Origin of the sequence: Actinosynnema sp. NPDC023658, from assembly GCF_040639995.1 — a bacterium.
Lineage (GTDB): Bacteria > Actinomycetota > Actinomycetes > Mycobacteriales > Pseudonocardiaceae > Actinosynnema.
Genome location: NZ_JBFAAX010000163.1, coordinates 1 through 11,890 on the forward strand (window position 1 = coordinate 1; position 11,890 = coordinate 11,890).

Genomic DNA, 11,890 nt, shown 5'->3' on the forward strand with positions numbered 1-11,890 from the left:
GGCGCGGCCCCCCCCCCCCACGGGGCGCGCGGGGGGGGTCCCCCGGCCCAGCCCGGCCAGCCCGGCCAGCGCAGCCCTGCGCAGCCCGGCCCGGCCATGCGAGTGCCTGCCCGGCCGTGCCGATCGCCCGCAGCCGCCATCCGCACCCACGCCGGCCGCACGCTCCACCGCCAGCCACAGCCCGCCGCCAGCCGCCGCCGCCGACGCGCACCCCCGCGACGGCGACCGCGACAACGACGGCGACGGCGACGGCGACCCCGGCAGGAAGCGGGCGAGAGCGGGACCAGTCCCCGGTGGTCGGGGATAGAACCGGCTCATGCGCCGATATGCCGCCGTTCTCGCAACGCTTCCCCTGCTCCTCCTGGCCGCTTGCGGCGGTGGGGACCCTGGCGCGCAGCCGCCACCGGCGTCCTCCGCCGCCACGACCGACGTGACGACCGACGCGACCCCCGCCACGACGGCACCCGAGACGTCCACGACACCCACGGCGACCACCAGCCCGGCAACTCCCGCACCGCCCAGCTCGAACGTCGACGACTGCTTCGACGGCGACTGCACCCTGCTACTGACCGGACCGGTGGAGGTTCCGCTGGACGCCGCGACCTTCTACTACTCGTCCATGCATGTCACGGAGATCAGCCCCGACACCCTCTCCTACTACGTCCCCTACCCCGACGGCGGCGGCACGCAGTCGACCATCGGTGCGGGGCTCGGCAGCGGGGAGTTCGGGTTCCAGGGTCAGCCGTCGATCAGGGTCGGCCTGGTGGTGGTCGACGGGACGCCCGCGCTGGTCCTCCAGCCCGGCGCGGCCGCCTGAAGCCGCAGCACTGCGGATTTGTAGGAAGCCACAACGGTAAACCTCATACCGATCGTGCTTCTGGTGCGCACAACCAGGGCGGATTCACGCTCGCGCAAGTATCGTCAATCTCTTGTGCGGTTCATCGAAGGGCATCGGCCCAGCTACGACCTGACCTACGACGACGTCTTCCTCGTCCCCGGCCGATCGGCCGTCGAGTCGAGGTTCGGCGTCGACCTGTCGACCTCCGACGGAACGGGGGCGACGATCCCGATCGTGGTCGCGAACATGACCGCGGTGGCGGGACGGCGCATGGCGGAGACCGTGGCCCGGCGCGGGGGCCTGGTGGTGCTCCCCCAGGACGTCGCGCCGGAAGCGGTCGCGGAGATCGTCGGGTGGGTGAAGGCGCGGCACACCGTGTGGGACACCCCGCTGACGCTGCACCCCGGCGACTCGGTCGCGGACGCGGTCAACCTGCTGCACAAGCGGGCGCACGGGGCGGTGGTCGTGATCGACGACGACGGTCGCCCGACCGGTGTCGTGGACGAGGCGGCGTGCGCGGGCGTCGACCGGTTCACCCGGTTGCACGACGTGGCGGACGACCGGATCCTCACCCTTCCGTTGGACACCTCCCCGCGTGACGTCTTCGACCGCCTCAACGGCGGCACGCAGCGGGTCGCGCTCGGGGTCGACGCGGACGGCCGGCTGCGCGGGGTGATGACGAGCCTGGGCGCGTTGCGCGCGGACGTCTACCAACCCGCCCTGGACAGCGCGGACAGGCTGCGCGTCGCCGCCGCGATCGGCGTGAACGGCGACGTCACCGCCAAGGCCGAGCAGCTGCTGCAGGCCGGCGTCGACACCCTCGTCGTGGACACCGCCCACGGTCACCAGGAGAAGATGCTCGCCGCCCTCAAGGCCGTCCGCGAGGCCCGCCCGGCGGTCCCCGTCGTCGCCGGCAACGTGGTCACCGCCGACGGCGTCCGCGACCTGGTCGAAGCGGGCGCGGACATCGTCAAGGTCGGTGTCGGCCCCGGCGCGATGTGCACCACCCGCATGATGACCGGCGTCGGACGCCCGCAGTTCTCCGCCGTCGCCGAGTGCGCCGCGGAGGCCCGCAGGCTCGGCCGGCACGTCTGGGCGGACGGCGGCGTCCGGCACCCGCGCGACGTCGCCCTCGCCCTCGCCGCAGGCGCGTCCAGCGTCATGATCGGCTCCTGGTTCGCCGGCACCTACGAGTCGCCCGGCGACCTGCAGCGCGACGAGCAGGGCCGGCTGTACAAGGAGTCGTTCGGGATGGCGTCCAAGCGGGCCGTGTCCGCGCGCACCCGCACCGACAACGCGTTCGACCGCGCCAAGAAGGGCCTGTTCGAGGAGGGCATCTCCACCTCGCGCATGCGCCTGGACCCGCAGAGCCCGGGCGTGGAGGACCTGCTCGACTCCATCACGGCGGGCGTGCGCAGCTCCTGCACCTACGCGGGCGCGCAGACGCTGGAGGAGTTCCACGCCAAGGCCACGCTCGGCGTGCAGAGCGCGGCCGGGTTCGCCGAGGGCCGGCCCCTGCCCTCCGGCTGGTGACGGCCCACCCGACAACCACCCGACCCGACCGCCGGACCGGGTGGCCACCCGACCCGGTGACGGTCCGTCGTCGGCACGCCCGCGTCCCCGGATCTGCCTAGGCTGACCCGGTGGACGCTGCCGTGGCGGTGACGGACCTGGTGAAGGTCTACAAGAGCGGTCGGGCACCGGCCGTCGACGGGTTGAGCTTCACGGTCCGCCGGGGCGAGGTGTTCGGCCTGCTCGGCCCCAACGGCGCGGGCAAGACGACCACCGTGGGCGTGCTGACGACCAGGGTCCGGCCGACCTCCGGCACGGCCCTGGTGGAGGGCGTGGACGTGGTCGCGGACTCGCAGCGGGCGCGGCAACTGCTCGCGGTCGTGCCGCAGCGCAACAACCTCGACCGCGCGCTGAACGTCCGGCAGAACCTGCTGTTCCACGCCGCCTACCACGGCATCGGCCGGGCCGAGCGGACCCGGTTGGCCGACGAGGTGCTGGAGCGGATGGGCCTGCGCGACCACGCCAAGAGCCTGGTGGACACGTTGTCCGGCGGCCAGGCGCAGCGGCTGATGATCGCCCGCGCGCTGATGCACCGGCCGAAGGTGCTGTTCCTGGACGAGCCGTCGACCGGGCTGGACCCGCAGGCACGGCTGTTCGTGCACGACCGGGTCGCCGCCCTGCACGCGGACGGCGTCACGGTCGTGCTCACGACGCACGACATGGACGAGGCGCAGAAGCTGTGCGACCGGGTCGGCATCGTCGACCACGGCAAGCTGCTGGCCCTCGACGCGCCCGCCGAGCTGACCCGGACCCTGCCCGGCAGCACGACGCTCAGCGTCACCGTCACCTTGAACGGCGACGGCCCCGAAGTGGTGAACGCGGGGTTGGGCGCGGTCGACGGCGTGCAGCGCGTCGAGCACGTGGGGGACGTGTTCCGCCTCTACACCGACGTCGCGCCCGCCGTGGCGCTGCCGGAGGTGCTGCGGACCCTCGAACGGCTCGGCACACCGGTCACCGACCTGTCGATCGGCAGACCGAGCCTGGAGGACGTCTTCATCCACCTGACCGGCCGGGAGCTGCGATGACGTCGCTGCGCACGTTCCGCGCGATCCTGTGGCGGGACGTCTTCGTCACCGGCCGGGAGCTGCCGAGCTTCCTCGCCCAGGTGATCATCCAGCCGTTCTTCATCCTGTTCATCTTCGCGAAGGTGCTCGGTGACATCGGGTTCGTGCAGGACGACTTCGCCGCCGTGCTGCTGCCCGGGATCGTGGCGATGAACGGGTTCCTCGGCGCGCTGCAGAACACCACGCTGCCACTGGTGCTGGACTTCTCGTGGACGCGGGAGATCGAGGACCGGCTGCTGGCGCCCATCCCGATCCCGCTGGTCGCGGTGGAGAAGATGGTGTTCGGCGCGGTGCGCGGCCTGCTCGCGGCGGTGCTGATGATCCCGATCGGGTTCGTGATGCTGGACATCAGCTGGCCCGCGTCCGGCCTGCCCACGGCGCTGCTGGTGATCGTCCTGGGGTCGTTGGCGGGCGCGGCGGTGGGCATGGTCATCGGCACGTCGGTGTCGCCGCGGCACATCACGGTCATGTTCGCGGTGATCCTGACGCCGCTGCTGTTCACCGGCTCGGCGCAGTTCCCGTGGCCCGCGCTGGACGGCCTGCGCTGGTTCCAGGTGGTGTGCGCGCTGAACCCGCTCACCTACGTCAGCGAGGGGATGCGGGCGGTGCTCGTGCCGGGCGTCGAGCACATCCCGCTGTGGGTGTGCTTCGTGGTGCTGGTGGCGGCGATCCTGGGCTTCGGGGCGCTGGGGATGCGCGGTTTCCTGCGCCGCGCCCTCGACTAGCCCGACCGGCTCCCCCGAACGGCCTGCTCGACCGACCCGGCTCGGCCGGCAGGACGTCGGCACCGGCCCGATGATCGGGCGATGAGCACCTCCACCGCACCCCGCCCCTCCGCCCGGCACACCGGCTCACGGGTGTGGCACGGCGTGCTGGCGGCCGTGATCGCCGCGTCGCTGACCACCCAGCTGGTGCTGCTGTTCACCGGGGGGACGGACGTCAACTCCGGCGACGCCCAGGCCCCGGTCACGATCGGCGTGCGGCTGGTCCGCCTGTTCAGCTACTTCACGATCCAGAGCAACCTGTTCGTGCTGGTCGTGGCCGTCACGCTGGCGTTGCGCCCCGCCCGGGACGGTCGCGGCTGGCGCGTGGCGCGGCTGGACGCCCTGCTCGGCATCACGATCACCGGGGTCGTGTACGCGATCCTGCTCGCACCCCTGGTTCACCCCGTCGGTGTGGCCTGGTGGGTGAACCTGGGCTTCCACCGCCTCGCGCCGTTGCTGGCCGTGCTCGGCTGGCTGCTGTTCGGGCCCCGACCGCGCCTCGACCGGGCGACGGTCGCCAGGGCGCTGCTCATCTGGCCCGTGCTGTGGATCGCCTACACGTTCGTCCACGGCGCGCTCACCGACTGGTACCCGTACCCGTTCCTCGACGCCGCGGAGCTGGGCTTCGGCGCCGCGCTGCGCAACGCCGTGCTGGTGCTGGTGGTCGCCGCGGTCCTCGCCTGGGTCGCGTGGGCCGTCGACCGCGGCCTGAAACCGGCTCCGGGGGCCTCCCCCGCCACGGCAGCCGCGGCGGGGAAGGCCCCCGGAGGTCAGGAGGCGTAGTCCTCCAGCATCTCGGTCACCAGGGCGGCGATCGGTGAGCGCTCCGACCGCGTCAACGTGACGTGCGCGAACAGCGGGTGCCCCTTCAGCTTCTCGATGACCGCCGCCACCCCGTCGTGCCGCCCGACGCGCAGGTTGTCGCGCTGCGCGACGTCGTGGGTGAGCACGACCCGCGAGTTGGTGCCCAACCGCGACAGCACGGTGAGCAGCACGTTGCGCTCCAGCGACTGCGCCTCGTCCACGATCACGAACGAGTCGTGCAGCGACCGGCCGCGGATGTGGGTCAGCGGCATGACCTCCAGCATCCCGCGGTCCATGACCTCCTCGACGACGTCCTGGCTGACCAGCGCGCCGAGGGTGTCGAACACCGCCTGCGCCCACGGCTGCATCTTCTCGCTCTCGGAGCCCGGCAGGTAGCCCAGCTCCTGGCCGCCCACCGCGTACAGCGGCCGGAAGACCACGACCTTGCGGTGCTGGCGGCGTTCCATGACCGCCTCCAGGCCCGCGCACAGCGCGAGCGCCGACTTCCCGGTGCCGGCTCGTCCGCCCAGCGAGACGATGCCGACCTCGGTGTCCAGCAGCAGGTCCAGGGCCACCCGCTGCTCGGCGGACCGGCCGTGCAGCCCGAACGCCTCCCGGTCGCCGCGCACCAGCCGGACCTGCTTGTCCGACGTGACCCGGCCCAGCGCGCTCGACGTGCCCGCCAACAGGCGCAGGCCGCTGTGGCACGGCAGCTCCGCGACGTGCGCCAGGTCGAACAGCGCCGGGTCGATCACCGTGTCGCGGTACAGCGCGTCCACCACGGACTGGTCGACGTCCACGTCGGACATCCCGGAGTACCCCGACAGCGTGACGTCGTGGGCCCGGTACTCCTCCGCGGCCAGGCCGACCGCGCCCGCCTTGACCCGCAGCGGCATGTCCTTGGTGACCAGCGTGACGGTGTTGCCCTCGGCCGCGAGGTTGAGCGCGCAGGCCAGTATCCGGGCGTCGTTGGAGTCCGTGCGGAAACCCGCGGGCAGCACCTCCGGGTCGGAGTGGTTGAGCTCGACGCGCAGCGTGCCGCCGTTCTCGCCGATCGGGACCGGGTGGTCCAACCTGCCGTGCCGCAGCCGCAGGTCGTCGAGCAGGCGCAACGCCTCCCGGGCGAACCAACCCAGCTCCGGGTGGTGCCGCTTGCCCTCCAGCTCGCTGATCACCACGAGCGGCAGCACGACCTCGTGCTCCGCGAACCGCGTGGTGGCCAGGGGGTCGGAGAGCAGCACGGACGTGTCCACCACGTACGTGTTGGTCGTCGGCGCGTCAGGGCGCCCGGAAGTGCTGCGCGATGAGCCTGAGGAACGGCTCGCGGGTCGTCGTGCGTTCACGGCAACTCCCTCACGAACGCGGCACCCGCGTCCGCTCCTCGCTGGGCCAGGCACCACCCCGATCGATCGGCACGCCGTCTAGCTCAGGCGCACCGACCACGAGGGCCGGGTGCCGGCCCCCTCGCGCACACCGCCACGATCAGGGCCTCCCTGCGCGGTCCGCAGTGGACGCGTCCCGCCAACCGGAAGTTACCTCCGCCGGTCCCTCTTATGCAGGCAGCCACACAGGTGATTCGCCAAGTCGTCACCTCACCGCAAACTGGCGAAAGAGGGCAGTTCCGGGTGCTCCCGGACGACCCGGGACCGTCACATCGGCGCAACGCGGTGTCGTCCATGCAGCTCAGAGGGGGTGTGATCGGCCGCGCGGACCCGGTCACCCAGGGTCGCGGGACAGCCAGGGCACAGCCGCCTGGACCTCGGCGGTCAACGCCGCCGGTACCAGCGGTTCGTCGAGGAGTCGCAGGTAGCGGTCACCGAGGGTGTCCGCCGGTGCGCGGAGGTCGAGCCAGGCGCGGAGCAGGCGCACCCCCTCCACGTACGTCGTCGTGTACGCCCGCCACAGAGGGTGACCGAGGAACTGCAACATGTGACGAGCACGACGTTCGGGGATCAGCAGCCAGCGGCACAGGAAGTCCACGACGTCATCCGGGTGGGCACGGCGGTCGTGCAGCATCAGGGCGGCGTCCTGGCGCACCGTGAGCAGCCCGGACAGCGCGTTCTCGACCCGTTCGGCCTGCTCGCCGTCCATCCGCAGGCCCAGGTCGGCCATGATCTCCTCCGCCCAGGGGCCCCAGCCCGCGCCGACGGCGGCGTGCAGGCCGAGCTCGGCCATGCCCTCGGCCATCAGGCACTGCGGGGTGTTGATCAGGAACAACGCCTGCTCGGCGTGCCCGCGCTTGCCGACCAGCCCCACCTCCTTGCGGCAGTGCTCGGTGTGGTGGCCGGGGTAGGACTCGTGCGCCACCAGGTGCGGCAGGTTCGACATCCGGTGCCCCAGGTCGGCGTTGATCGCCACCCGCGACCGGAACCCGCCCAGGTAGTAGTTGAAGCCGCTCCACGGCTTGTCGGTGACGACCTCGTACTCCACCACCTCGTGCGCGGGCAGCTCGAACCGCTGCCGCACGCGGTCGCGCAGCGCGCTCGACAGGGCGTGCACGGTCTCCTTCAGCCTGCCCGGCGGCACGGCGTCCGCCGCCCGGTACCCGGCGAGCCGCTCGACCAGCGTGCCGGGGCCGGGCAGCACCTCGTCCAGCCCGGCGTGCGCGCGGCGGTAGGTGTCGGGGTGGCCGGGCGCGATGTCGACCTGGAAGTACGCCCGCACCTCGTCCACGAAGCCGACGCGCACCCCGGCCAGCTTGCGCGCGATCGTCTCGACCGCCACCAGGTGCGCGTCCAGGAACCGCTTGCGCTCCGGCTCCAGGTCGGTGCCCGGCAGCTCGCGGCGCAGCAGCGCGGCGTGCCTGCCCAGCGCCACCGGGTGCGGCTTCGGCTCGCCCTCCACCGCGCGGCGCAGCGCCCGGTCGCCCGTGAACGAGTCGACCAAGCCGGGCGAGAGCCGGTCCAGCCGGAGCCCGAGCATCAGGTACTCGCGCACGATTCGGTCGCCGTCCATGAACCGGAGACCCTACGAGATGAACGGCCGATCTACCACACGCCCACCGCGCCGACGATTCGTGATGCGGAAAGACACCGTAACGAGGGACAGGCGCGATCGACGGTTCACACAATGGTGTTATGGAGATCCATAGGGGGGAGGTGGTTGGGTAGTTTGCGCTCAGACCATCAACATCCGGGCTTCCGAGCAGCGCTGGATCGACCGGGGGAACCCCCTGAAGAGGAGTGTGAAGTGCTGAAGAAGGCGAGCACCGTTGCCGCGGTCGTGGCGGGAATGATGCTGGTGGGCGCTCCGGCATTCGCCTTGTCCGGCGAGCCCCACGAGCACGGCCACGGTAACGGGCACGGGCACAGCGGCGACAACGGGCACGAGTCGCTCTGGACGCACGAAAGCGAGAACGGCGACACGGTCGACCAGTTCGGCCTGCTGAACTTCGGCAACGACTCGGACGTGGCGAGCAACCTCAACGTCTGCGAGACCGAGGTCAACGTCATCGGCATCCCGGTGTTGTCGCAGAACGACGAGAACGCCTGCGTCAACACGGACAACGACGACTGACCCACCCGTTCCCCGAAGCCTGACGACGCGCCCGAGCCGCCCGGCACCACCAGCGGAGCGGGCGCGGCGCGCAAGCCACCGCAAAACAGTTATTCGAATGGGTGGCAGTAGGACGTGACGTGATGTCGGAACAAGCCCGAGAGCCAAACTAAAAAGACATTGCGTTCACACGATGGTGTCAGCCGGATGCAATCCACAACGCAAGCCGGTAAATTACCGAAGCGAGGGCATACCGCCTGAGCCGCCAGACTCCCTGAATGCTCGCCATCGACGAGCGAGGTTGGGCGTCACACTAATTCCCCACTAGAGGAGTGTGTTCTATATGTTCAAGAAGGCAGGCGCCGTCGCCATCGCCGCGGCTGGTCTCATGTTGCTGGGCTCTCCCGCGTTCGCGACTCCGCACTCGGAGGACTTCGGCGACGACTACACCGCGGTCGGCGAGTTCCACAACTACTACGACGCCGAGGCGCCCGGCGGCGACTACGCCGACCAGTTCGGTCTGATCAACTTCGGCAACGACTCGGACCTGTTGAGCAACATCAACATCTGCGAGACCGAGGTCAACGTCATCGCGATCCCGATCCTGTCGCAGAACGACGAGAGCCTCTGCATCAACACGGACGACGACGGCAACAGCGACACCGGCCAGAACCTGCACGACTGAGTCCGGTCGGATCCGCAAGGGCGGCGCACCTCCGGGTGCGCCGCCCTTGGGCGTTGTCCGGGTCCGGGTGGGTCAGCGGAATCGTTCGGGCGCGTCGCGCTCAGGAGCCGAAGCGGCGGTGCCGGATGGCGTAGTCGCGCAGGGCCCGCAGGAAGTCGGTGCGGCGGAACTCGGGCCAGTAGGCCTCGCAGAACCAGAACTCCGAGTGCGCCGACTGCCACAGCATGAAACCGGACAGCCGCTGCTCGCCCGAGGTGCGGATGAGCAGGTCGGGGTCGGGCTGGCCGGACGTGTAGAGGTGCTCCGCGATGTGGTCGACGTCGAGGACCTCGGCCAGCTCCTCGATCGTGCCGCCCGACTCGGCGTGCTTCTGGAGCAATTTGCGGACCGCGTCCGCGATCTCCTGCCGGCCGCCGTAGCCGACCGCGACGTTGACCTCCAGGCCGGTGCGGGACTTGGTGCGCAGCGCCGCCGCGGACAGCCGGGCGGCGGTCTCGGTGGGCAGCATGTCCAGCGCGCCGACGTGCCGGATGCGCCACGGGTTACCCGGCTCCGCGAGCTCGTCGACGATGTCGGCGATGATGTCGAGCAGCGGCCCCAGCTCCTCGGACGGCCGGTTGAGGTTGTCCGTGGACAGCATCCACAGCGTCACCACCTCGACCTCGGCCTCGCGGCACCAGGTCAGCAGTTCGAGGATCTTGCGCGCGCCGGCGCGGTGGCCGTGCGCGACGTCGGTGAAGCCCGCCTCCTTGGCCCAGCGGCGGTTGCCGTCGAGCACGACGCCGACGTGCCGTGGTCGTTGCTTGCCGTCGAGCCACCGGTTCAGCCGGTACTCGTAGACCGGTAGGAGGAGCTTGTCCTTGATGCGCTCGCGAAGACCCACGCTGGAAGAGCGTACGCCGGGTGGGCTCGGTCACGCCGTCGTGTGCTGACCGGGTCACCTACGCTCCCGTAACCTCAGCGGGGTGACCACGTCGACTCATCCCCAGCCGCCCGAGCCCGCCCTGCGGCCTCGCCTGCGGGGTTGGCTGCACCTCTGGTCGTTCGTCGTGTCCGTGGCGACGGGTGCGACACTGATCGCCCTGGCCGCGGCCACCGTGTCCGCCAAGGCCGCGCTCGCCACGTCCGTGTACGGGGTGACCGTCGTCGGCCTGTTCGGCGTGAGCGCGCTGTACCACCGGGTGAACTGGGTCAGCGTGAAGGCCCGCACGTGGATGAAGCGCCTCGACCACTCGATGATCTTCGTGTTCATCGCGGGCACCTACACGCCGTTCGCGATGCTGGCGATGCCGCCCCGGACGGGCAACGTGGTGCTGCTCGTGGTGTGGCTCGGCGCGCTGGGCGGCGTGACGCTGAAGCTGGCCTGGCCGCACGCCCCGAGGTGGCTCGGGGTGCCGATCTACATCGCCCTGGGCTGGGTGGCGGTGTTCGTGCTGCCCGACCTGCTGCACCACGTGGGCGTCGCCGCCCTGGTCCTGCTGCTGGTCGGCGGCCTGCTGTACACGGCGGGCGCGGTGTTCTACGCGTCGCGCTGGCCCAACCCCTGGCCGCAGGTCTTCGGCTACCACGAGTTCTTCCACGCGGCCACGGTGGTGGCGGCGCTGTGCCACTACATCGCCATCTGGTTCGCGATCTACTCCTGACCAGCGTTTTTACTCTCTAGACCCCTCTGTTTTCCATGATCAGGCCGTCCCCGTGGAAACGCGGTGGCTTGATCGGGCCGTAGGACGTGAGGCGCAGGGCACCGCGGGTGGAGCCCCCGTTCCCCGAGGAGCGGGGAACGGGGGTTCTCACGCCAGGTCCGGGCCTTGGGCGCGCAGGTCGTCGACCCTGGTCATCGCTTCACGCAGGTCGGTCAGCCAGCTGTCGGCGTGCTCCCCGACCAGCCGCACGGCCCACGCCAGCGCCTCCGAGCGCGACCTCGCCACACCGGCCGCGACGAGGGTGTCCAGCACCATCCGCTCGGGCTGCCGCAGCCTGGTCATCACCGGCACCGACAGGGTGGTGAACAGCTCCTCCGTGCCACCGAGCCGGGCACCCCAGGCGACCTTGCGCCGGTAGCGGTGCTCGGCCTGGCGGGCGATCTCGATCCGCTCGTCCCTGGTCTGCTCGCGGAACCTGGTGATCCGGCCCGACTCGGCCCCCGCCCGTTCGGCGTCGTCCGCGAACTCGCCCTCCAGCGCGGGCAGCGTGCCGACGACCAGGATCTCCTCCCGGTCGACCGTCACCACCGGCGCTCCGGTGAACCAGCCGTCGGGCAGCCTGCCGCTGAACCAGGCCGCCGCGTCGTCCGCCGGCGGCTGCTCGGTCTGCTGCCAGCCCCCTCTGCCGCCCCATCCACGTCGCATCACGCACCACCTTGATTACATGATTACAGTGATGCTGACGCTACGCGTGCAACGCACAAAAGAGCAGGTCGGTTCGCTAGCGGTGGACAACGAGGGCTTGGGCCAGGTCCTCCACCGACGTCACGGGCCGGTCGCACACGTAGCCGCGGCACACGTACGCCGCCGCCCGGCCGTCCACGAGCGGTCGGTCGGCCAGCAACGGCGCGGAGTCCGGCGCACCGGACACCACCACCCCGCCTCCGTGCACACCCGTCCACGCGGCGCTCACCAGGTCCGGCGCGTCACCGACCACGGCGACCTGCACCGGACCCAGCGCCAAC

Annotated in this window: 12 protein-coding genes and 1 pseudogene; 8 read left to right on the forward strand and 5 right to left on the reverse strand. The window is 71.1% G+C overall.

Annotation, left to right across the window (positions count from 1 at the left end; all coding sequences use genetic code 11):
* Positions 1–430 precede the first annotated feature (430 nt).
* The 5 genes from AB0G02_RS18610 (at position 431) to AB0G02_RS18630 (ending at position 5,021) form a co-directional block, all read left to right on the forward strand.
* Positions 431–817 carry a hypothetical protein gene (locus AB0G02_RS18610; RefSeq protein WP_360795661.1) on the forward strand — a complete coding sequence of 129 codons (387 nt, stop codon included), beginning with the start codon at positions 431–433 and terminating at the stop codon, positions 815–817.
* Between the two features lie 114 nt (positions 818–931).
* Positions 932–2,371, forward strand: coding sequence for a GuaB1 family IMP dehydrogenase-related protein (locus tag AB0G02_RS18615; protein WP_360795663.1), 1,440 nt, complete (start codon positions 932–934; stop codon positions 2,369–2,371).
* A 110-nt stretch (positions 2,372–2,481) separates the two neighbouring features.
* Positions 2,482–3,435, forward strand: a complete 954-nt coding sequence (locus tag AB0G02_RS18620) for an ABC transporter ATP-binding protein (RefSeq protein ID WP_360795666.1) — start codon at positions 2,482–2,484, stop codon at positions 3,433–3,435.
* Entirely contained in the window at positions 3,432–4,199 is a 768-nt protein-coding gene (locus AB0G02_RS18625) for an ABC transporter permease (protein WP_360795669.1), read from the forward strand. The genes AB0G02_RS18620 and AB0G02_RS18625 overlap by 4 nt, the downstream gene beginning before the upstream one ends.
* Positions 4,200–4,280: 81 nt before the next feature.
* Positions 4,281–5,021 (forward strand): Pr6Pr family membrane protein, encoded by a 741-nt coding sequence (locus AB0G02_RS18630; protein ID WP_360795671.1) that lies wholly within the window; start codon positions 4,281–4,283, stop codon positions 5,019–5,021.
* On the opposite strand, the gene AB0G02_RS18635 is transcribed toward AB0G02_RS18630, so the two are convergent.
* Complete coding sequence (locus AB0G02_RS18635; protein ID WP_360795674.1) at positions 5,009–6,298, reverse strand: PhoH family protein; 1,290 nt, start codon at positions 6,296–6,298, stop codon at positions 5,009–5,011. The genes AB0G02_RS18630 and AB0G02_RS18635 overlap by 13 nt on opposite strands.
* A 460-nt stretch (positions 6,299–6,758) precedes the next feature.
* Positions 6,759–7,997 (reverse strand): DUF885 domain-containing protein, encoded by a 1,239-nt coding sequence (locus tag AB0G02_RS18640; RefSeq protein ID WP_360795677.1) that lies wholly within the window; start codon positions 7,995–7,997, stop codon positions 6,759–6,761.
* A 234-nt stretch (positions 7,998–8,231) separates the two neighbouring features.
* Here AB0G02_RS18640 and AB0G02_RS18645 point away from each other — a divergent pair, with 234 nt between their 5' ends.
* Together AB0G02_RS18645 and AB0G02_RS18650 are read left to right on the forward strand one after the other, a co-directional pair.
* Positions 8,232–8,558, forward strand: a complete 327-nt coding sequence (locus tag AB0G02_RS18645) for a hypothetical protein (protein WP_360795680.1) — start codon at positions 8,232–8,234, stop codon at positions 8,556–8,558.
* 322 nt (positions 8,559–8,880) lie between these two features.
* Entirely contained in the window at positions 8,881–9,222 is a 342-nt protein-coding gene (locus AB0G02_RS18650) for a hypothetical protein (protein ID WP_360795683.1), read from the forward strand.
* A gap of 100 nt (positions 9,223–9,322) precedes the next feature.
* Here the strand turns inward: AB0G02_RS18650 and AB0G02_RS18655 are convergent, their stop codons facing one another.
* Complete coding sequence (locus AB0G02_RS18655) at positions 9,323–10,105, reverse strand: isoprenyl transferase (RefSeq protein WP_360795686.1); 783 nt, start codon at positions 10,103–10,105, stop codon at positions 9,323–9,325.
* 82 nt (positions 10,106–10,187) lie between these two features.
* On the opposite strand from AB0G02_RS18655, the gene AB0G02_RS18660 reads away from it, so the two are divergent.
* Positions 10,188–10,865, forward strand: coding sequence for a hemolysin III family protein (locus AB0G02_RS18660; RefSeq protein ID WP_360795689.1), 678 nt, complete (start codon positions 10,188–10,190; stop codon positions 10,863–10,865).
* A gap of 147 nt (positions 10,866–11,012) precedes the next feature.
* On the opposite strand, the gene AB0G02_RS18665 is transcribed toward AB0G02_RS18660, so the two are convergent.
* On the reverse strand, positions 11,013–11,570 hold the full coding sequence (locus AB0G02_RS18665; RefSeq protein WP_360795692.1) for a hypothetical protein: 558 nt from the start codon (positions 11,568–11,570) through the stop codon (positions 11,013–11,015).
* A gap of 76 nt (positions 11,571–11,646) precedes the next feature.
* Positions 11,647–11,890, reverse strand: a pseudogene (locus tag AB0G02_RS18670) (N-acylglucosamine 2-epimerase); the annotation flags it as partial.

Bases quoted from the DNA above. Each gene is read 5' to 3' on its own strand.
- AB0G02_RS18625 (WP_360795669.1), top strand. From the start codon at position 3,432: ATGACGTCGCTGCGCACGTTCCGCGCGATCCTGTGGCGGGACGTCTTC.
- AB0G02_RS18630 (WP_360795671.1), top strand. From the start codon at position 4,281: ATGAGCACCTCCACCGCACCCCGCCCCTCCGCCCGGCACACCGGCTCA.
- AB0G02_RS18640 (WP_360795677.1), bottom strand. From the start codon at position 7,997: ATGGACGGCGACCGAATCGTGCGCGAGTACCTGATGCTCGGGCTCCGG.
- AB0G02_RS18650 (WP_360795683.1), top strand. From the start codon at position 8,881: ATGTTCAAGAAGGCAGGCGCCGTCGCCATCGCCGCGGCTGGTCTCATG.
- AB0G02_RS18665 (WP_360795692.1), bottom strand. From the start codon at position 11,570: ATGCGACGTGGATGGGGCGGCAGAGGGGGCTGGCAGCAGACCGAGCAG.